14 protein-coding genes and 1 pseudogene are annotated in these 21350 nt (G+C 61.2%); 6 read left to right on the top strand and 9 right to left on the bottom strand.

Annotated elements, in window-relative coordinates; all coding sequences use genetic code 11:
• The first annotated feature begins 181 nt into the window (after nucleotides 1-181).
• Complete coding sequence (locus Q0106_RS06195) at nucleotides 182-2086, top strand: SurA N-terminal domain-containing protein (RefSeq protein WP_297610360.1); 1905 nt, start codon at nucleotides 182-184, stop codon at nucleotides 2084-2086.
• Nucleotides 2087-2620: 534 nt separating this feature from the next.
• On the opposite strand, the gene Q0106_RS06190 is transcribed toward Q0106_RS06195, so the two are convergent.
• Together Q0106_RS06190 and Q0106_RS06185 are read right to left on the bottom strand one after the other, a co-directional pair.
• Nucleotides 2621-3739, bottom strand: coding sequence for a porin (locus Q0106_RS06190; RefSeq protein WP_297610357.1), 1119 nt, complete (start codon nucleotides 3737-3739; stop codon nucleotides 2621-2623).
• Between the two features lie 153 nt (nucleotides 3740-3892).
• Nucleotides 3893-5854 carry an FAD-binding protein gene (locus Q0106_RS06185; protein WP_297610353.1) on the bottom strand — a complete coding sequence of 654 codons (1962 nt, stop codon included), beginning with the start codon at nucleotides 5852-5854 and terminating at the stop codon, nucleotides 3893-3895.
• Nucleotides 5855-6138: 284 nt separating this feature from the next.
• On the opposite strand from Q0106_RS06185, the gene Q0106_RS06180 reads away from it, so the two are divergent.
• A complete protein-coding gene (locus Q0106_RS06180) occupies nucleotides 6139-6972 on the top strand; it encodes a MerR family transcriptional regulator (protein WP_297610348.1) in 834 nt (277 codons plus the stop codon).
• Nucleotides 6973-7105: 133 nt separating this feature from the next.
• On the opposite strand, the gene Q0106_RS06175 is transcribed toward Q0106_RS06180, so the two are convergent.
• Nucleotides 7106-8653: an FGGY family carbohydrate kinase gene (locus Q0106_RS06175; protein ID WP_297610345.1), complete on the bottom strand. Its 1548-nt coding sequence runs from the start codon at nucleotides 8651-8653 to the stop codon at nucleotides 7106-7108.
• 314 nt (nucleotides 8654-8967) lie between these two features.
• On the opposite strand from Q0106_RS06175, the gene Q0106_RS06170 reads away from it, so the two are divergent.
• The 4 genes from Q0106_RS06170 to Q0106_RS06155 all read left to right on the top strand — a co-directional run bounded on the left by Q0106_RS06170 (nucleotide 8968) and on the right by Q0106_RS06155 (nucleotide 16942).
• On the top strand, nucleotides 8968-10947 hold the full coding sequence (locus Q0106_RS06170; protein WP_297610342.1) for a DNA topoisomerase IV subunit B: 1980 nt from the start codon (nucleotides 8968-8970) through the stop codon (nucleotides 10945-10947).
• Nucleotides 10948-10968: 21 nt separating this feature from the next.
• Nucleotides 10969-13635 (top strand): DNA topoisomerase IV subunit A, encoded by a 2667-nt coding sequence (gene parC / locus Q0106_RS06165; RefSeq protein WP_297610340.1) that lies wholly within the window; start codon nucleotides 10969-10971, stop codon nucleotides 13633-13635.
• Nucleotides 13636-13706: 71 nt separating this feature from the next.
• A complete protein-coding gene (locus Q0106_RS06160; protein WP_297610338.1) occupies nucleotides 13707-15602 on the top strand; it encodes a HAMP domain-containing protein in 1896 nt (631 codons plus the stop codon).
• Nucleotides 15603-15616: 14 nt separating this feature from the next.
• Nucleotides 15617-16942, top strand: coding sequence for a hypothetical protein (locus tag Q0106_RS06155; RefSeq protein ID WP_297610335.1), 1326 nt, complete (start codon nucleotides 15617-15619; stop codon nucleotides 16940-16942).
• Nucleotides 16943-17005: 63 nt separating this feature from the next.
• Here Q0106_RS06155 and nth read toward each other — a convergent pair whose 3' ends face one another.
• The 6 genes and pseudogenes from nth to Q0106_RS11890 form a co-directional block, all read right to left on the bottom strand.
• Complete coding sequence (nth, locus tag Q0106_RS06150; RefSeq protein WP_297610332.1) at nucleotides 17006-17743, bottom strand: endonuclease III; 738 nt, start codon at nucleotides 17741-17743, stop codon at nucleotides 17006-17008.
• A 44-nt stretch (nucleotides 17744-17787) separates the two neighbouring features.
• Entirely contained in the window at nucleotides 17788-18405 is a 618-nt protein-coding gene (locus Q0106_RS06145) for an RnfABCDGE type electron transport complex subunit B (protein WP_297610329.1), read from the bottom strand.
• 18 nt (nucleotides 18406-18423) lie between these two features.
• The gene (locus Q0106_RS06140) at nucleotides 18424-19176 is read right to left on the bottom strand and encodes a ferredoxin--NADP reductase (RefSeq protein ID WP_297610325.1); all 753 of its coding nucleotides are present in this window, start codon (nucleotides 19174-19176) and stop codon (nucleotides 18424-18426) included.
• Between the two features lie 161 nt (nucleotides 19177-19337).
• A complete protein-coding gene (gene fdxA, locus Q0106_RS06135) occupies nucleotides 19338-19661 on the bottom strand; it encodes a ferredoxin FdxA (RefSeq protein ID WP_139687695.1) in 324 nt (107 codons plus the stop codon).
• A 262-nt stretch (nucleotides 19662-19923) separates the two neighbouring features.
• Complete coding sequence (locus Q0106_RS06130) at nucleotides 19924-20856, bottom strand: LysR family transcriptional regulator (protein WP_297610322.1); 933 nt, start codon at nucleotides 20854-20856, stop codon at nucleotides 19924-19926.
• Nucleotides 20857-21174: 318 nt separating this feature from the next.
• Nucleotides 21175-21350: pseudogene (locus Q0106_RS11890) on the bottom strand (L(+)-tartrate dehydratase subunit beta); the annotation flags it as partial.

Raw genomic sequence — 21350 nt, 5'->3', positions numbered from 1 at the left:
AATATCGGCCTGTCACGCCGAGGGTCGCGGGTTCGAGTCCCGTCCACTCCGCCAGAGATTCTTGAAAAAAGGCGAGCCGTGAGGTTCGCCTTTTTTCTTACCTATAACTTTGTCCACCCTGTTCGACCGCATGGGGGCTCCTGAGCTTCCCCAAAGGGATCGAATTGATAAAGGAACCTCTATGCTTCAGGCATTCCGCGAGCACAAGCGCTGGCTGATGTTCATTGCCATGGTGCTGATCATCCCGAGCTTTGTGGTTACCGGCATTTACTCCTACAACCGCATGAGCCAGAGCGACAACGCCATCGTCCAGGTGGGCGAGGCGAAGATCACTCCCGAACAGTTCGACATGGCCAAGCGCGAGCAGCTTGAGCGTCTGCGTCAGCAGATGGGCGAAAGCTTCCGCGCCAACATCCTCGACAACGAACAGGCCCGCGAGGACATTCTGCGCATGCTGATGGATGACTCCGCCATTACGCAGACGGTGGCGAAGAATCACGTGATGGTGAGCGAAGCTGAAGCTGTCGCGCTCATCAAGAATGCCGACGCGCTCAAGCAGGACGGCAAGTTCTCCCCCGAGCTCTACGAGCAGTTCCTGCGCTCCCAGGGCAAGAGCGACCAGCAGTTTGTTGCTCAGGTTCAGCGCGACCTTGAAAAGGAAGTGCTGATCGCCGGCGTCTCCAATGCCTATCCGGTGCCCAAGGCCCTGGTTGAGCAGATGCACGAGATCCTCACGAATGAACGTCAGGTCCGCACGCTCACGATCAATGCGGCTGACTTCCTCAATTCCGTGAACGTTTCGGATGATGAGGTGAAGGCTTACTACTCCGCTCATTTGTCCGAATTCCTCTCGCCCGAGCACATCAAGGCCGAATACATCGTCCTCTCGCCCGAGAACTTCAAGGATCAGAAGGCCAATCCCGAGGACATCAAGGCCTATTACGAGCAGAACAAGAACCGCTGGACTATTCCCGAACAGCGCCGCGCGAGCCACATCCTCATTGAGTTCGGCGACGACAAGGCTGCAGCCCTCAAGAAGGCCGAGGGGATTCTTGCTGAAGTGAAGGCTGATCCCTCGAAGTTCGCCGCTGTCGCTGAAAAGGAATCTCAGGATCCGGGCAGCGCCTCGCAGGGCGGCGACCTTTCGTTCTTCGGCAAAGGCGTGATGACGAAGGCCTTTGAAGACGCCGTCTTCAATGCCAAGAAGGGCGACATCGTCGGTCCCGTGGAAACGGAATTCGGCTACCACATTATTTATGTGACCGACATTCAGGCCGGTTCCGTCGAACCCTTTGAAGCCGTGAAGCCCGAGATCGAGCGCGAATACGCCGAGCAGATGGCGATCCGCACGTTCTCTGAACGCGCCGACGAGTTCACGAACATGGTCTACGAGCAGTCCGACTCGCTCGAGCCCACCGCTCAGAAGTTCGGCCTCAAGGTTGAGACGGCTGACTTCGTCACCCGCAGCGGCGTGACGGATCCCGAGCTCGGCCGCATTATCAACGACCGCGTGGCCGAGGCGCTCTTCGGTTCGGAATGCCTGAAGGAAAAGCGCAATTCGAACGCGATCGAAGTGCAGAGCAATACGCTCGTTGCGGCCCGCGTTGTTGAGTACTACCCGGAAAAGGAACGTGCGCTCGACGATGTGAAGAGCATCATCGGCGAAAAGCTCCGTGCGCAGAAGGCGGCAGAAAAGGCCTTTGAAGCCGGCAAGGCGAAGCTCGCCGAGCTCCAGAAGTCGAAGAGCCTCGAGGGCTTCTCCGACGAAGTCTGGGTTTCCCGTCAGAACCAGCAGGGTCAGGAAACTTCTCTGATTAATGCTGAGCTTGCACTTGAAACGTCGAAGCTTCCCGCCTACACGGGCGCTACGCTCGCAAACGGCTCCTACGCGATTGCCTACGTTGAGGCAGCCCGCACGCACCAGGCGAACGAAGCTGAGCTCCGCGGTCTCGCCCGCGAGCTGGGCTCGATCTACGGCGAAGCCGACCGCGCCGGCTATCTTGAAGCGCTCAAGGAAGCCATCGGCACGAAGGTGCTCCGTCCGGATTTCGTGAAGGGCGAAGAGAAGCCCGCCGAGCAGGAATAATCCGCTCTAAAAGCTGAAAGCGGGACGCTCAGGTCCCGGAAGAAGAGCTGCCAGGCCGTGAAGGTGAGGCAGCTCTTTTTTTTCGGGCGTGAATCCGGCAGGAAGATCCTGATGCATCGTGCAGATCGAGAGACGGGAAGAGCTCGCGAAGCTCGCAGGAGTCATGGTTTTCAAAGAAAAAACATCAACCCGGGATCGAGGTTGAAGAATGTGCTGCCGGATGTTCGCGCTGAATTCGCAAACAAGCCCGAAGGCGTATTCATCGGCGTCTGCGTCGGTATGCAGCTTCAGGCATTCAGACCTCTTCGAGCACTCAGATCTGATCCGGCCGGGAGCCGTATAGAACACATCCGTTCCGTGAACAGAGCTGCCTGGCAGTGAAGGTGGTGCAGCTCTTTTTCTTCGGGTGCGTGATCCGGCAAGGCTCTCCGGCTCCACTGACGAAAAAGAGCCCATGACCGTCGAAACAGTCATGGGCTTCAAGGGAAAGTTCAACCGGGATTCAAGTTGAAGAAGATGCTGCCGGAAGTTCGGTTAGAACTTGTGCACGAGGCCGAAGGTGAATTCATAGGCGTCTTCGACGGCCTGCGGCTTCAGCGCTTCGTACTCCTTCGAGTAGTCGGATTTGATCCAGCCGGCAGCCGTATAGAAGGTCGTACGGCGGCTCAGAGAATACGTGTAGCCGAGTGCGGCCTGGATGGTGTCCATCGTGAGCTTCTCCTCGCGGCTCCCTTCAAAGTCGCCGTAGCCGATGCCCGCCTTCACGGCGCCGCCGAAGGCGGGAACCTCAACGCCGACATTGACGCCGTAGCCGTCTACGCCCCCGTCGAGGCTGAAGGTGGTGGTTTTCGCGGCAGAGGCATAGTTTTCAAAAATCTGCGTGTAGAAGAAGAACTTCGCCCAGCCGGCGTTGTAGTTGGCGCCGAGGTTGTAGGAAATCGAATCGTCGAGCCCGTTCCTGTCGGCCTGAGGCTGCGCCTGGTTGATGGTTTCGATGCCGAAGGCAACCATGAGGTTGTCGCTGCGGTAGCGCACGGCGCCGCTCAGGAGGCGCTCGACGCTCGACTTGCCTTCCGTGGCCCCATCCGCGTAATTCTTTGAGTCGGTGCCGAAGGAGTACTGAACGGTTGCATCGAGGCCGGCAAACACGGGCGTGGTGTAGGCGACGGCGTTGTCGATGAATTCGTAGCCGAGGGAGACGACCTGGAGGTGGCCGCCGATGTATCCCCAGCCGCAGGAGAAGGGGCTCACGACGTGGCCGAAGCGGGCGTACGGGCCGTTGCCGCCCACCATGGAGCCCATGCGGCCGAAGGAGAGGTAGCCGAAGTCGCCGTCGAGATAAAGGCGCGCATCGCGGCCGAAGAGGCGTCCGCCCTGGCCGAGCGTGCCGGCGTCGGTGCTGTAGCCGTTTTCAAGAACGAAGCCGACCTTGAGGCCGTTTTCCAGCGTTTCCTCGCCCTTGAGGCCGAAGCGGGAGCCGATGTACTGGCCCGACATCATCTGCACGGTCGAGGAGTCGGTGCCGGCGACGTTCTGGCGGTACTGCCACGTGAGTGCGGTATCCAGAACGCCGTAGACGGTGACGTCGGAAGCATGGGCGGTGAAGGCTGCTGCGGCTGCGAGAAGTGCGAGGGAGAGCTTCTGGAGTTTCATTTTCTTCTGGTCCTTTATTTTGTTTTTGAAGTGCCGGTGGGTTCAGATTTTTCCGGCGCAAGTCGTGCGTATCTCTGTGGTCCAAAGGACCTCTCCGGTCGGGTCCTATCGGGCGAGGCCCGGCCGGAGAGGGAGGAGAACATCCCCGCCTGATCAGAGCTTTGCGAGATGCAGGCCCACGAGGCGGCCGAAGGTCACCGTGCGGCCGCAGGCCATGCCAGTAGCAAGGTTCGGGTATTCGTTTGCAAAGTAGCCGCCGCTGTCGTTGCCGATGACGTAGAGGCCCGGGATCGGGTTGCCCTCGGTATCGATCGCGTTCATGCTGGTATTGATCTGAATGCCGTCCATCGTGCAGAGCATCCAGCCGGTGTTCTTGGCGCCGTAGAAGGGCGCCTTGTCGACGGGCGAAAGACGATGCTTTTCCTTGCCGTAGTCGACGTCCTCGCCTAGGCGGTAAAGCTCGTTGTTGCGCTCGACCGTGGCCTTGAGCTGATCCGGCGGAAGACCGAGCTTCTTTGCGAGCTCCTCGATCGTGTCGGCCTTCTGGACGTAGTCCTTGGCGATGAGGCCGGGGAGCATCTTTTCCTCAACGATCTTCCAGGAGATGTTGGGGTCGGCGCCGTTTTCAAACGGGAACATGCGCGAGCAGCCGTGCATCTTGAACTGCTTCGCATAGCGCACCCAGTTGCTGTCGAAGAGCGTGTAGTGGCAGTGACCCTTCTGGTACTCATCGGCATGAAGAAGGTTCTCGTAGGTGCCCGATTCGTTCATGAAGCGGCGGCCCTCGGCATTCACCTTGAGCCAGGGCTGGGAGCCCATCCAGAAGAACCCGGAGTCGCCCGACTGAACCGTCTCGACGCCCGGCTTCTGATCCGGACGGATGGCGCAGCGGTCGAACTTCATCATGGAGTGCGTTTCATCCATCTTGGCGCCCGCCCAGAGGCAGGCGCGGATGCCGTCGCCGCGGGCGCCGGGCATGGCGCCGGAACGGCCGATGACGCGAAGATTCCAGGGCTGGAGCGCTTCCATCATGCGGAAGTTCTGCGCGTAGCCGCCGGTGGCGACAACGACGCCCTTCGTCGCAACGTAGCGGACGTATTTGCCGTCGCTGTTCTCGGCGATGCAGCCCGTGACGCGGCCGTTCACCTTCTCAAGCTTCACCATCTTCATGGAATAGTCGAAGCGAGCGCCGCACTTCCTTGCGTACTCTTCAATCACGCTCGAGAGGCTCACGAGGATCTTGCCGTCCTTTTCCGGGAGGCGCGGCGAGTGGCCGATTGCAAAATGCTTGTAGCGCGTTTCGTCGTTCTTGTCGCCCGATTCGTGCCAGAGCTCGATTCCTTTCTCGGCAAGACGGTCGCCGAGCCAGTCGATGACGGCGCCCGACTTGTCGCACCAGAGCTTCACGAGATCCTGCTGGATGTGGCCGCCCGCGTAGAGGGTCGCCATCGTGATGAATTCAAACTTGTCGATCTTCGTGCCCCAGGCCTTCTGGTAGCGCGAATCGATGGCGCCGAGGTCCTCGCGAACGCCCGTGCCGACAGGGAAGCGGTCGATGCCGATCACTTTTGCGCCGGCTTCCGCCGCGGACGCGATCGCAAACATGCCGCCCGTGCCGCAGCCGATGACCAGAATCTCCGTCTGATGCTTCGCAACGATGTCCTTTTCGGCGATTTCGGGGGCTTTGCCGAGCCAGTCGCCGTCGTCGGCTTCCGCCTGCTTTTTGTCGGAGATGACTTCGACGGGGACCTTGCCCTGCGCCTGCGCAATGCACTTGGCGGCAGCCGTGCGCACGGCCTTCGAAGTTATGGAGGCGCCCGAGACGGCGTCAATTTCGCCCGACTGCATGAGAAGAATCGACTTCTTGAGCTCGGCGGCGGCTGCCTGACCGATCGACGGCGTCTCGTGCGAAACGTCGAGCACGACATCGGTAATCTTGTTGGCGTCGAAAGTCATCGTGACGACAACTTCGCCGATGCCGGAGGCTTTGGCCGAATAGGTGCCCGGGTTGTAGATCCCGGCAGGTGCCGCGTGAGCGGCGGCAGCGGCAGCCATGGAGGCGCCGCTTGCGAGCGTGGTCCGCAGGAATGCGCGGCGGGTGATCGACTTCGTCATTGCATCTCTCCTCTGATTGCTTGAAAGAGAGGCGCCGCCAGAGTCTATGAACGTGCGCCTCCGATGTGCGCAAATTCTGCGGCTGAGTCTTTGCCGCGAGTCAAATCGTCCTGCGACGCCGCTGAAAAGCCTGTTTTCAATGGCGAATTCGTATAAATACCTACTTTCGACCTAGAAAGAATGGCGGATGCGGCTCCCGAAGTTGAGTGTTGGGCCGGACTTGGATAGGTGCTTTAACTTAGACTTTGCAAGAACACTCTTATCCCCGAAGGAGTCGGCACATCGTGAAGCAATACAGAATCGGAGACTTTGCCCGCCATCTCGGCGTTACGTCGGACTTTCTGAAGCACTATGAGGCGGCGGGACTCCTCAAGGTTCAGCATCGCGAAAGCGGATACCGCTACTACACGTTCGATCAGTCGGCGAGGGTGATTTCATGCATGAGGCTGCGCAATTACGGCGTGACGGTAAAGGAAATGGGCGCCATGCACACCGACGACCCGGAGAAGGTTTTCGGACTGCTCGACCAGAAGGCCGAGGAGCTCGAAGCGACGGTAAGCCGCCTTCAGGCCGTCATCGACGAGCACAAAAGGATGCGCCGCTGGTATGAGGCGCATAAGGGAAGCATGATCGACTGGGAGATCCGGGAAATGGAGCCCAGGTATTTCCTCCCGCATACGGATGCTCAGGACTTCAGAAAGGACGATCGGATATTTGAGCTCTTGAAGGACTGGGGGATGTGGATGCCGGTGACGAAGTCCGCGCTGAAGGTGAAAATCTCGCAGAGAGGCGGGAAGAACACGATTCACTGGGGGTTTGCGGTGCGGGAGTCGCTTCTCAAGCGCTACCGGATACCCGCCAATGATGTGCTCGAGCGAATTGAATTCGGGAAATGCTTCGTCTGCCATTTCAGCGGGCTCCCCGATGCCTTCAGCATGAGGCAGCTCGCGGAGGGCGGGCATCCGGCCTGGTCGCAAATGAAAAAATTGGGATTCAGCCCGTGCGGCACCGCGATCCTTGAGGTGGAAATGCGCTTCTCCGACGAAGCCGATACGCATAATGACGGCTTCGGACGGATTCTCATTCCGATCAGGCAGGAGCCGTCGGTAAATTTTTGAGAAAGGCCTCCGCCGCAATCAGCTTCAGGCGGTTTCGGTCTGCCGGCACCCGACAAAAAGGGAGCGCTCCCGAAGAAGTGCTCCCTTGTCCTTAGAGTCCGGACCGGTGAGTTTCTCTCCCGGCCCGTAAGAATCACATTTCGCGCATGCGCACGAGCCTCGAGAAGGCGGCCTTCATGTCGCTGCGCACGAGGGCCTTCCTGTTTTCAAAGAGCTCGCGGTAGCGGCTCACGAGTTCGGGAACGGGTTCATAGACGCCGTTTTCCGAAATGACCTTCGAGAGCGCCGCCTTGACGTCCGTGATGCCGCCCGTTGCGTAGGCGCCGAAGACGCAGTTGGTGAGGACCGCGCCGCCCGGGTTCTTGAAGCGGACGACCTCGGCGTCGAGCATGTTCGACTTGATCTGATTCCAGAGCGGATCGCGGCTGCCGCCTTCCGTCACCGTGATGCGGCTGAGGGCAACCCCGGCGCGGCGATAGCCGTCGGCGAGCTCCATGTAGTCGTAGCCGATCGCCTCGAGAACGGCGCGCCACATGACGAACTGATTGTCGTCCATCGTCATGTTGAGGAAGCACCCGCTCGCTTCCTTTTCCTCGCCGTAGCCGCCCGTGAGATAGGGGAGGAAGAGAACGCCGCGCGAGCCCGCGGGGATCTTTTCCGCGCCGGCCGAAAGCTCGCCGTAATAGGAGCCGTCGCCCTCGTGGCGGCAGACATTGTCCTTGAACCAGCGGAGCGCGAGGCCGCCCGTGCGCACGAATCCCCAGTAGAAGTACGTGTCGGGGAGCGTGCCGGAATTGAAGATGAGACCGGTGCCGGGCTGAGAAAGCTCGGGGATGATGCCCGTGGTGGAGACGCAGAACATGGCGCAGGTGCCCGCCACGTCGACGCCCTGGTGCGCCTCAAAGACGCCCGAGCCCAGCATCGACTGCATCGTGTCGCCTGCGCCCGCGAGAATCGGAATGCCGGCAGGCAACCCCGTGCGCACCGAAATTTCCTCGCAGAGTCCGCCCACCTTGTCCCAGGGCTTCAGGATGCGCGGCATGTACTTTTCGTCGATCCCGAGGAGCTCGAGCTGTTCGGGCGACCACTTCTTCGCCTGAACATCGTAGCCGAGGCCCCATCCCGACATGGCGCCCCAGTCGATGAAGGCGTCTTTTCCCTTCAGACCCGCGAGACGCATGAGGACGTAAGGAGCGTTGTGCACGAACTTCACGCCGCGCTCGCAGAATTCGGGCGAATTTCTGAGGAACCACCGCGCGAACATGGCAGGGAACATCGGAGAGGCTTCGGCGTTGCCGGTTTCGCGGCCCCAGATCGAAAGCTTCTTCGCGTTGAGAGCTTCCACATCCTCCGTCGTGCGGCTGTCGAGGTAGTTGATGTAGGGCGTGACGGGGTGCGCATTCTCGTCGATGCCGACGATGCCGCAGATGATGCCGTCGCCCATGATGGCGGCGATGTCCTTCGGATCGCGGCCGATGCGGCGAAGCTCGCTCGTTACCTCGGCCATGGCCGTGATGCAGTTCTCGAGGTACGTGTCCACGTTCATCTCGACCCAGCCGGGATGCGGATAGCTGAGTTCGGTCGGAAGCGACCGGCTCGCAACGAGCTCGAAATTCTCATCGTAGACGCCTACCTTCACGCTCTGCGTGCCGGCATCAAAACCCATGTAAAGCTTCGCCATTGAGGTTCCTTCTGAAAATAAGAGAGATCAGGAATAGTACCTATTTTTAGAGAGTTCGGGCAAGCATCATTTCTCTTGCCGAGCCCTGGAAAATGCATCGAGAAATTGCTGCGGCTCTGAAGTCCGCATGGCGGCTTCTGAGGGAGCCTGATGGTCGGGCATTGCTAAAATGAGTCCTTCGGCTTTGCTTCCTCAGGCTCATCTTTCGAGCCTTAATCCGGGAGCATGGCCATCCTTTTTCTAAGAATTCGAGCGTCCCTTCTGCCCGCAGCGTCTTTTCGTCTGAGGGCATTTTGCGCGCATTCAACACAGCAATGGCCATCAAGCAGAAGAACAAAGACGATTACGGCGAGAGCTCCATCCGGGTGCTGAAGGGCCTTGAACCCGTCAAGCAGCGTCCGGGCATGTACACGCTGACGGACAATCCGCTTCACATCATTCAGGAAGTCATCGACAACGCGAGCGACGAAGTGCTCGCGGGGTTTGGGACGAAGATTTCGGTTTCGGTGAACGAGGCCGGCATCATCACGGTGGAGGATGACGGACGAGGGATTCCGATCGGCATGCATCCGGAAGAGCATGCCCCCGTCGTTGAGCTCGTCTTCACGCGTCTGCATGCGGGCGGAAAATTCCAGAAGGCCGACGGCTCGGGTCCCTATTCCTTTGCGGGCGGTCTCCACGGCGTCGGCGTTTCCGTAACGAATGCGCTCTCAAAGCACCTTGTCGTCACCGTCTGGCGCGACGGCGAGGAGGCGACGATGGGCTTCCGGGATGGCTTCGTGGCCGAACCCCTTGCCGTCCGCAAGAGCCCCCGTCCAAAGTCTCAGACCGGCACCCGCGTATCGGTCGAACCCGATCCCAAATATTTTGATTCGCCCGAGATCCCGGAAGCTTCGCTCGTCCGGCTTCTTCGCTCGAAGGCGGTGATGTTGCCCGGCTGCGAGGTCGACTACCGCAATGAACGCACGGGCACTGAGGCGCACTGGAAGTACGAAGGCGGCCTCAAGGAATATCTCCTTTCGGAAATTCACGGCGAACCGATGATCGAGCCCTTTGAGGCGGCGGCTTACGCCGACGAATCGACCGAGGGCTATGCGCCGGGCGAAGGCGCCGCATGGGTGGTGGTCTGGACGCCGGAAGGCCCGCTCACGCGCGAAAGCTATGTGAACCTCATTCCCACCCCGCAGGGCGGCACCCATGAATCGGGCCTCAAGGACGGTCTCTGGCAGGCCGTGCGCGCCTTTATGGACGTGCACGGACTTCAGACAAAGGGCGTGAAGGTTCTCGCCGAAGACGTTTTCAGCCGCGCGAGCTTCGTGCTTTCGACGAAGGCGATCGACCCGCAGTTCCAGGGGCAGACGAAGGAAAAGCTCACGAGCCGCGATACGCTCAAGCTCGTTTCCGGGTTCGTAAAGTCGCAGTTTGAGTTCTGGCTCAATGACCACGTCGAGGACGGCAAAAAGCTCGCCGAACACATCATCAGCCAGGCTCAGGCGCGCCAGCGCCAGGCGGCGAAGTACGAGCGCCGCCGCACGTCGACCGTGGCGGTGCTTCCGGGGAAGCTCACCGACTGCGAGTCGAGCGACATCACGCGAAACGAGCTCTTCATCGTCGAGGGCGACTCCGCCGGGGGCTCGGCCAAGCAGGGGCGCGACAAGGAATTTCAGGCGGTGCTCCCGCTTCGAGGCAAGATTCTCAACACCTGGGAAGTCGAGGGCGGCGCGCTTTTCCGCTCCGACACGATTCACGACATCGCGCTCGCGATCGGCGTTGATCCGCATCCGCGGGACGGCGAGCCCGACTTGAAGGGACTGCGCTACGGGAAGATCTGCATTCTCTCTGATGCCGACGTCGACGGCTCGCACATTCAGGTGCTTCTTCTCACGCTCTTTCTCAAGCACTTCCCGAAGTTGATCGAGCTCGGGCACGTCTACGTCGCGATGCCTCCGCTCTTTCGCGTCGATGCGCCGAAAAAGGGAAGAAAGCCCGATAGGAAGATCTACTGCCTCGATGAGCGCGAGCTCGCGAGGACCATGGAGTCGCTCCGGAAGGAAGGCTTTCGCGATGAGCAGCTTTCCATTTCGCGCTTCAAGGGTTTGGGCGAAATGAAGGCCGAGCAGCTCGCGGAAACGACGCTCTCGCCCGACACCCGGAAGCTCCTTCCGGTGGCCTTCGGGTCCGTGCCGGAAGAGGCCACCCGTGCGGTCATGCAGACCCTCATGGGCGAGCGCGAGGTGGCGGGCCGCCGCCTCTGGATGGAAGCCTACGGCGACCGCGCCGAACTCGATGTCTAAAGTCAGAAGGGAAGAAAAAGAATGACGGAGAAGAACCCCCTTTCCGATGAGACGGAAGATCTTTTTCACGATTCGCTCTTTGGCGACGGCGGCGAACCGGAAGCGGAAGCTCCCGGGGATGCGCCTGCGGCTCACGACGACCCTCAGGCGTCTGCGGATGACGAGGAGGCTCCGGCTTCCCCCGTTTCGGACGAGGGTTCGGACGCTGCCGCAGAGACTGATGCTGAGCCGGAACTTTCGGAAGAGGATCTGAAGGCGGCTCAGGCCGAAGAGATCACGGTGGGCGCCGCGACTGAGGGCGAGGCCGAGGAAAACGGAGCGCTCACGCTCGCGCGCTACGCGTCCCAGGCCTATCTCGAATACGCGATGTCGGTGGTGAAGAGCCGTGCGCTTCCTGAGGTCACGGACGGCCAGAAGCCCGTGCAGCGCCGCATTCTCATCGACATGTACCGCATGGGGCTCAAATTCGATGCGAAGAGCGTGAAGTCCGCCCGCATCGTGGGCGACGTGCTCGGCAAATACCACCCCCACGGCGACCAGTCGGTCTACGACGCCCTCGTGCGCATGGCGCAGACCTTCTCGCTCCGCTATCCGCTTCTCGTGGCCGAGGGCAACTTCGGCTCCCGCGACGGGGATTCGGCGGCGGCCATGCGCTACACGGAAACGCGCCTCACGCCCATCTCGGCGCTTCTTCTTGAGGAAGTGGATTCGGGCGCAGTCGACTTTGCGCCCAATTACGACGGGAACTTTGAGGAGCCGGTGGAGCTCCCCGCAAAGCTTCCCTTCGTGCTCCTGAACGGGTCTTCGGGCATTGCGGTCGGCATGGCTACCGAAATTCCGCCCCACAACCTCACTGAAGTGGCTCAGGCCTGCGTGCGGCTTCTCGAGAAGCCGGAAGCCGGGCTCGACGAAATTCTTTCCCTTATGCCCGCCCCCGATTTCCCCTGCGGCGGCCAGATCATCACGCCTCAGGATGAAATCCGCGCGATTTACGAATCGGGCCGCGGGAAGCTGCGCGTGCGCGCGCGCTGGCATTTTGAGGAGCTCGCCCGCGGTCAGTGGCAGCTCGTCGTCGACGAGCTCCCGCCCGCCGCGTCCTCCCGCATCATTCTCGACCGCATTGAGCAGATCACGAATCCGCGTCCGAAGAAGGACAAGAAGTCGATTTCCTCCAAGCAGCAGCAGGCGAAGAGCGCCATGCTCGCGATGCTCGAAAGCGTGCGCGACGAGTCCGGCAAGGACGTGGAGGTCCGGCTCGTCTTTGAACCGAAGACGAGCCGCATCGACCGCGACGACTTCGTCAACTATCTCCTTTCCGAAACCGATCTCGAATCGAATGTTCCGGTGAATCTCGTCATGCTCGGCATTGACGGAAAGCCCCGGCAGAAGGGACTTCTTTCCATCCTGACCGAATGGATCGAATTCAGAAAGAAGGCCGTGAGGCGCCGCACCGAGGCGAGGCTCGCGAAGGTCCTCGACCGCATCCATGTTTTGGAAGGGCGCTCCCTCGTTCTCCTCAACATCGACCGCGTGATCGAAATCATCCGCGCCGCGGACGACCCGAAGGCGGACCTCATGGCCGAATTCGGGCTTACCGAACGCCAAGCGGACGACATTCTCGAAATTCGCCTGAAGCAGCTCGCCCGACTTGCTGCCATTGAAATCGAGAAGGAGCTCGCGAACCTAACGAAGGAGCGCTCGGGGCTCGAGCGCATTCTCGGGAGCGACGGCGTTCTGAAGCGCCAGGTGGCGCGCGAAATCGAGGCTGCCGCCAGGACTTTCGGCGACGCCCGCAGGACGATCGTGAAGGAAGCCAGGGTTGCCGTCCATGAGGTGGAGACGCCTGACGAGCCCGTCACCGTCGTGATTTCAAAGAAGGGGTTCCTGAGAACGCGCACGGGCCACGGCCACGACTGCTCGCTCATGAGCTACAAGATGGGCGACCAGCTCGACCGGGCGATTGAGTGCCGCTCGTCGGACCAGCTCTCCTTCCTCGACGCGAACGGGCGCGTCTACTCCCTCGCTGTTTCGCAGCTCCCGGGCGGGCGAAGCGACGGCGCGCCCTTGTCGGCCTTTGTCGACCTCCCGCGGGGCTTTGAATGCGCGGGGTGGATCGCGGGGCCGGCGGACGCGGCGGTGCTTCTCGCCACTTCCGGCGGCAAGGGCATGCTCCTCAGGCTTGCCGACGTTTCGACGCGCCTCAAGGCCGGACGCGACTTTGTGAAGATGAATGAAGGCGAAAGGCTTCTGCCACCTGTCACGCTTTCCGTGAAGACAATAGAAGCGGGCGCGAAGCTTGCCTGCCTCTCGTCCTCGGGGCGCCTGCTTGCCTTCCCGTTAAGCGAAATCCGTTTCGTCGCTTCGGGCGGCAAGGGCGTCGCCCTCATGCTGCTCGACCCGAGCGAGGAATTGATTTCGATTGCGGTAACGGACGACCGCGGCGTCATCATCTCCGGCGTCGGCAGAGGCGGCAAGGCGCGCGAAGCGCAGCTGAGCGTGCGCGCCTATCAGGCGCACATCATGCATCGCGCCCGCCGCGGGAAGACCCTTGAAATTTCCTGGAAGGCCGAACGGGTTCAGGCGCTCCCGCCCGCTTCTTCGGACCCGCAGCAGACGTCCGGTTCGGGAGAGCGCGGCTCGGCCGGCCTCAAGCTCGAAGTCGTTGACGAAGCGCCGACATTGTTGTAAACAAAGGGCTGCCGGATCCCGGCATGAGGCCAGGATCCGGCAGCCTTCTCTTATTCAGATTCCCTTCCTCCATGAAGATTCCGAAGTTCTTCCGAAGTCTTTCAACGCGCCTTCTTTTCCTCACGCTCCTCTGGGTGAGCTTCATCGTGAGTTCGATCGGATGGACGATGCTCCTCAACTGGGAGCTAGAGGCGAGCGCGGCGGCGAAGTTTTCGATCGCAGAACTGCGCATGCAGGTCTACCGGTCCGCCTACTTCACGCAGCCGATCTTTCCCGAGAAGCTTCTCGACGACGAGCTCACGCGCGTCACGAACCAGTTCCGCGTGATCCGGGTGGGCGACGCCTGGCAGCCGCTTGAGCTTCCGCGCGAGGGCGACTTTCATGCTGCCCTTGAGTCGCTTGAAAATCGCTGGAAGAGCGAAGTCGAGCCCATGCTGATTGCGTCCAAAAAGGGAAGCCGTCAGGCGGATGCGGAAATGGTGCGCGTCTATACGGCAGGGCTCAGCGACCTGGCGGACAAGATCGATGCCTGGCGCTACGACTATCTCTGGCAGCTGAGGTACCTGCAGATTCTCCTCATCGTGCTCGCGATCGGGAGCCTCTTCACGATCATGCTGCTCCTTCTGCGCTGGGTGATTCGTCCGATCGGGAGCCTCGGCGAAGGCATCAACCGTCTTTCCGGGGGCGACCTTGCCGCGCGCGTTGAGGTGAAGAGCGACGACGAGATCGGCCGCATCGCGGTGGGCTTCAACCGCATGGCCGACAGGCTCGAGGACCTCTACAACAACCTCGAGCAGAAGGTGGCTGAAAAGACCGCCTCGGTCGAGGAAAAGAACCGCCACCTCGCGCAGCTCTACGAAACCACGTCCTTCTTCTCCCAGCAGAGGTCGCTTGAGGAACTGACCGACGGCTTTGCCGAGCGCGTCGTGCGCTATACGGAGGCTGATGCCTGCCTCGTGATGCTCGTCGATCAGAAGGCGGGCTGTGTGGATGTGGCGGCTTCGAGCGGCCTCACGGCCGAGGCCCTCAGGGAATCGTCGAGGATCCCCTGGGAGGATTCGATTTTCCGCACCGTCGTGCAGAAGAACTACCCCGTGCGCGTGGACCTTAAAACCGACGGCCGCATGCTCGCCCGCACGCTCGCCAAGGCGGGCTTTACGACTGCGTACTGCTTCAACGTGAGAAGCGTCTCGGAAAGCATCGGCAGCTACATGCTCATCTTCCGCGAGGAGTCGCAGCTCTCCTCCCAGATGACGCAGCTCCTCGAATCCTTCGCGATGCATTTGGGCGTTGCAATCGACAACCAGCGCCTCATTGACCGCGACCGCCAGTACGCCGTCATTCAGGAGCGTCAGCTCCTCGCCCAGGGTCTTCACGATTCGATCGCGCAGGCGCTCTCCTACCTGAACCTTCAGGTGCAGTTCCTCTCGGACGCGATCCGCGACAAGGACGAGAAACTCCGCGACGAGTCGCTCGAAGCCATCCGCACGGGCGTGCAGGAGTGCTACGAGGATGTGCGCGAACTTCTTCTCAACTTCCGCGAGCGCCTTCACAATGAAGGGTTCCTGCAGGGCGTTCGCACCGTGATCGACCGCTTCGAAGGCCAGGCGCACATCGGCGTGCGGCTTTCCTCGGTCGGAGACGGCCCGAAGCTCACGCCGCGCGAAAAACTCCAGGTGATCTTCATCATTCAGGAAGCGCTCTCGAACGTGCGCAAGCACGCTCAGGCCTCGAGCGTCAGGGTGTCCGTCAGGAACGAGGCCGATCTCACGGTGGAGATCGTCGACGACGGCGTCGGCATCGACCAGAAGGTGGTTGAGGAAAGAAAGAGCCAGCATGTGGGCCTTTCCATCATGCAGGAGCGCGCCTCGCGCATCGGCGCGGTGGTGACCGTCGAGCGCGCGAGCCCGATCGGCGGCACGCGCGTCATGCTGAAGCTTCCGGCTTCGGCGAGACAGATCAGCTGACGGAGGATAGGAAAATGAAGCGCGTTGGAAGGGCAGGGCTTGCGGGCCTCCTCGCCGCCCTCTCTCTCGCCTCAGCTCCCGTCTGGGGGGCGCCGGCGGCAGCCGGCCCCGCAGCTCCTTCACGGCCGGAAGTTCCGGCCGCCGAGGGACTTCCGCTCAATCCCGTCGACGCGGCTGCGGCGCTCTGGAAGGCTTATGCAGAGAGGGTTGATCTCGATGCGCGCACGGATCTTCTTCACCTCGAATTCAAGTCCGGGATCTCGTCGGGCGCCGTTGCCGTTTCGGGGACGTCCTCCGACCGGGGGCTTCTTGCGGGCTTTTATGCGGAGCTCTCCGCCTCGGGTCTGGGGATTGAATCGAGCGTTGAGGAAGTGCCCAACGCCGACGATCTGAAGCGCCTCACGTGGGGCATCGTGAAGACCCCCTGGGGAAGTCTCTCGTCTGAATCCGATGCGCTCGCAGACGGCCGCGCACCGGACCTCCGGCTTCCGCTCGGAAGCCGGGTCGAGCTTCTTCTCAACCGTTTCGACGGCCTTGTGCTCGTCAAGTCGACGGAAGGCCGGGTGGGGTGGATGCGCGCCGAAGAGCTTTCGCTCAGAAACGACATCGCGATCGTCGCCTGGAACCGGCGCAGTCAGGTTCTTGTGACGGCGCTTGCGGCAGAAATTGAAGTGAATGCCGCTCACGGCGGGAAGACCTTCCTCAAGGCGCCTTTCGCATCGGAGCTTCCGATCGAAAGGAAGATCCCCGATGGCGGCTGGAGCGTGATTCTCCCTGACGGCAGGACCGGCATCCTTCGCGCGGGCGACGCGGTCGATCACGATGAATTTGCCGCCAATGAGGAAAATCTGCGCCGTGAATCCCCTTCGGGATTTCTTGCGAAGGCCGCTCAGTCCGCAGAGACGCTCGCGGGCGCCGGATGGAAGAAAAGCGAATCCGGAATGTCTTTGCCGGAGGGCGCCTATCGTCTTCACGACCTCATCCTACCCTCGGATCCGGACCGTCAGGCGCGGCTGGGCGCTCCGCTCTCGGGCGGAAAGCGCGGCAGCGAACTGAAGCCCGGCGACCTCGTCTTCTTCGGCGAAAACGGGCGGGTCAGATATTCCGGCATCTGGCTCGGAAAGGGCCGCTTTGCGGCGGACGATCCGAAGACCGGGGGCGCCGCGGTGTTCGTTTTTTCAACGAAGCCCCGCGCGGATGCAAACGGCGGGCTCGGACCCTTCCTCTGGGCGGTGCGCCCCGAGGTTTCTCAGCTCGCAAACCCGTGTCTTCTCTCCATCCGCTCCCATCCCTTCAATCAGGCGCCTCCGGCGGGCGCGGCGCGCTGCCGGCTTCGCTGACGGTTCAAAAGAAAAGGAGAGGCCTTCAGCGGGGTCTCTCCTTTTTGAGCTTTATTGCCGTCGTTAGTCCGAGGCTTTCTTTGCCGCAGTCTTTCTGCGAGCGGGCTTCTTGGGCGGCGTTCCCGGAACGAGGTCTGCGGCCTCTTCCGCAGCGGCCGCGAGCGCCGCTTTCTTTTCGGGCGCATTGCAGAAGTTCGCCACCGGGCACTTCGTGCATTCGGGGTTTCTAGCCTTGCAGAGGTAGCGCCCGAAGAGGAGGAGCCAGTGGTGGGCGTTGAGCTTGAATTCGTCCGGGACGATCCTGAGCAGCTTTTCCTCCACCTCGGTCGGGGTCTTTCCCGTTGCGAAGCCGGTGCGGTTGCAGACGCGGAAGATGTGCGTGTCGACCGCAATCGTCGGCTCGTGGAAGGCCACGTTGAGAACGACGTTTGCGGTTTTCCTCCCGACGCCGGGAAGCGCGACGAGCTCCTTCATCGTGCGGGGGACCTCTCCGCCGTACTGATCGACGAGGATGCGGCAGGCCTCCATGATGTGCGCCGCCTTCGTGCGGTAGAGGTTGATGGTGTTCACGTAGGCCGTGAGGTTCTCAAGTCCCAGGGCGAGGATCTTTTCCGGGGTATCGGCGACGGGAAAGAGCTTCGCGGTGGCGAGATTGACGCCCTTGTCGGTCGCCTGCGCGGAGAGCATGACGGCGATGAGAAGTTCAAAGGGCGTGCTGTAGTTCAATTCCGATTTGGGATCGGGATTGAGCTTTGCGAGCGCCGCCATGAAGGCAGCGCGGTCTTTCTTTAAAACGGGCATTCCGGGGTCTTGCAGAAATAGATTTTTTTGTTTTGCCGGGGAGGTCAGCGGCGTCCGGCGCGCGCCATGGCGAGGATGTCCGCCATGAAGGCTTTTTTGGCGTTTTCCCTGGTTTCAGCGGGACTCGCGCTGCGGCGTCCGGCAAGGCGCGCGTCCTCGATGGCCGCGCGTCTCACGCGCCGCGCCCAGGCGGCTTCATGGTTTGCCTTCGCCTTTCTCGCATCTTCGTCAGTCCACTCGCGGCCGGCATCAACAAAGTCGATGCAGTCCATCGGGCAGGCCGGCGCGCAGAGGCTGCAGCCCGTGCAGCGCGATTCAATCACGGCATGCAGGTGCTTCGGAGCCCCGGCAATGGCGTCGGTCGGGCATGCCTTCGCGCACCAGGCGCAGCCGATGCACTCGTCGGCGCGGATGCTCGCGCGGGCAAAGGGGACTTCGGTGCCGTATTCGGGGTCGAGCGGAAGCACGGGGAGCCCGGTGGCGGCGGCAAGCCGCCGGATGCCGCGCGCCCCGCCCGGGGCGCAGCGGTTGATGGGCGCGAGCCCTTCGGCAATGGCCTGCGCGTAGGCGGCGCAGCCTTCAAATCCGCACTGACGGCATTCCGTCTGCGGGAGAAGATCGTCAATGGTCTCAGCGCTCGGGCGAAGCGGAGGAAGCTGCATTCTCCAATCCCTCTCCGGTTACCAGAAGTTCTCGACGACGAGCTGACCGGGCTTGCCGAAGCGCGGCGACACGATGCCGCGGGCTTTAAGCGTCGCGCGGGCGTCGGCAATGAAGTCGGGGTTGCCGCAGAGCATGAGGCGGGATTTTTCGGGCGTGATTTCACGGCCGGCCGCCTTTTCAAGAGCGCCCGACTTGAGAAGATCAGGGATTCTGCCCGTGAGGTCGCCCTGGCGCGCAGGATCCTCTTCGCGCGTCGTCGTCACGATGAGCTTCGGCCGGCGGTCGGCGGGAAGCGAAAGGACGAGCTCGCGGGCGAGCGCCGCCTCCTCGATTTTTCTCACCGACTCAACGAGCACGATGTCCTTCCAGGCGTCCCAGACGGCGCCCGAACGGACAATCGACGCAAAGGGCGAGAGGCCGGAACCTGTGGCAAGAAGCCAGAGCGTATCGCCTCCCGGAATGCGGGACGGCGTGAGCGCTCCTTCGGCCTCGCCGTCAAGAAGCACCTCGTCGCCGGGGTTGAGGGCGCAGATGCGGGGCGAGAGGGCGCCTCCCTTCACTTCGGTAATGAAGAATTCAAGGACCGGGCTCTCGGGCGCGGAGGCGATCGAATAGCCGCGGATCACGGGTTCGGCACCTTCCGTTTCAGCGGGAAGTCCGAGGCGGGCAAACTGACCGGGCTTGAAGTCGAAGCCCTCGGGGCGCTCAAACTGAAGCACGTGGAGCGTGGGGGCGGCAAGACGCCGCGAAATAAGCTTGATTTTCTGCATGATCAATGCGAATTTGAGACCGGGAGGCGGAGAGCAGAAGCGCGCGGCCTCCAGGGCAAAAGACAGGATGCAGAGGATTCTAAAAAGAATGGCCCGCGAACGGGCGGGCCACTTTGAGCGAATCGCGACAGAATCTTTCTGCCGGCGAAGAAGCGAGGATATCAGCGCTTCAGGAAGCGGATCTTGTTCTTCACGCCGCGCCACTGATCCGCATCATCGGGATAGGGCTTGCGGTGCGTGATGGAAGGCCATTCGCGGGCGAGCTCGGCGTTGAGTTCGATGAATTCCTTCTGATCCTCGGGCACGTCCTCTTCGGCGTAAATCGCCGCTTCCGGGCATTCCGGAATGCAGACGGCGCAGTCGATGCACTCATCGGGATCGATCACAAGAAAATTCGGACCTTCCCGGAAGCAATCCACCGGGCAGACGTCCACGCAGTCGGTACGCTTGCAGCCGATGCAGGCTTCGCAGACAACATGAGGCATGGTTCTTCAATCTCCAAAAGGATGGGGTCGGAGGATGCGCCGTCGGGTTGAGGGCTCTAGCGCGCTTCTTAGTGGCGCTCCTCTGAAATTTCGAAGGCGTGAGTCTAGCGCTTTTCAGACCGTCAAAACCTTAAGGTGCGTTCGATAAATTCGAAATGCCTCTAAAAACAGGTGATTCCGCCGGGATTGCCTTCAAAAACAGGGAAGTCTCTCCCGGAGGCGGACGGACCGCTGCGAGCGTTCGAGATTCTCCAGAAGACCATCAGCCGCGCTGGAATTTCGCGCCAGCCACGTCAAGCATCACCTGAATAAGTTCGCGGGCAGCCTTCGAGAGGTAGCGGTCGCTGCGGTAGGCAGCCGCTACCGTGCGGGGCGGAACATCGGGCGTAATGGAGAAGCAGCGGATGGGCTCCGCGGTGGCAGCGCGTCTGGCAAGCGTTTCGGTGGTGAGCGTGACTCCGAGGCCCGCACTTGCGAGTGCCAGAGCCGCGATCATGGATTCGCTTTCGAGCACCACACGGGGCGATGCGCCGGTTCGATCGCAGAGATCATGGTAGAGGCGGTTCATCATCTGTCCCTTTTTGATGACGATGAAGTTTTCGCGGTCAAGCTCGCGGAAGTCGAGCGGCGGGTACTCTTCGCCCGTAATGTTCGGAAATCGACGGGCAACGGGATGATTGATGCTCATGGCGACGAGGATCTTCTCCTGGTAGAGCTCCGTTACCTCAAGCGACTGCGGGTGGTAGAGCGGAGAGATCACGAGAGAGAAGTCGGTGGTTCCTTCCATGGCGAGCTCCTCGAGCTCTTTCGTGCGTCCTTCGGTGACCTCAATCTCAATGCTGGGAAAGCGGCTGCGGAAGACGGGCAGGACCTCTGTCAGAAAGAAGGTTTCACGGTAGTCGGATGCGCCGATGGTGACGTGCCCTCGCACGCCCGCCTTGATGTCGTCGATCTGCTTGACGCAGGTTTCGCGCATCTGATCAACCTGGCGCTCGGTGCGAAGAAACAGTTCTCCCGCAGGGGTGAGCTTCAGGGGCTTGACCTGACGGTCAACGAGTTCGGTTCCGATATCCGTCTCAAGACGCAGCAGAAACTGCGAGAGCGAGGGCTGCGAAATGTCGAGGAACTGAGCGGCTTTGGAAAAGCTCCCTTCGGAAAGAAGCGCGGAGAGATATCTGCAGGTGTTGCTCGGCATTTTGGGGTCCTTTTTTTATTGTTTCCGGAAATTTCCGGGGAATTCTGCTGCAGGGCTGCTTGCTGACTGAGTTTTACGACGGCGTATGTAAAAAAAACTATATATATCAATAAAATATATTAAAAATCCCGGAGCACTTCAGGGAAGCGGCCGGGGAGGGGAGAGCGGGAAGCCCGTTTTGGCCCGGGTTTCCCTGCCACGGATTTCTTGATCAGGCGCCGCCCAAGCGGAGCTTTGCGCCCAGGTATGGTTGAATTTATCCTGGAACGCGACAGCGTGACGACGGCTCCCCGGGACGATGCGCGGGTGAGATGAAAATCACTTCTGGTAGTCGACCACTTTTGAAATGCGCTCAACGATCGGGCCCTTGCGCTCGTTGAAGACCGCCTTGTTCTTTTCGAAGAGGTTGTTGCCGTGCGTATCGATCGAGCAGATGAGAGGACCGAAGTGCTTCACGCGCATGACCCACATGGATTCGGGCATGCCGAGTTCGG

It is taken from the genome of uncultured Sutterella sp. (assembly GCF_937923675.1).
GTDB lineage: Bacteria > Pseudomonadota > Gammaproteobacteria > Burkholderiales > Burkholderiaceae_F > Sutterella.
The sequence above is the reverse complement of the archived record's forward strand: the minus strand, read 5'-3'. Positions and strand labels throughout refer to the sequence as shown.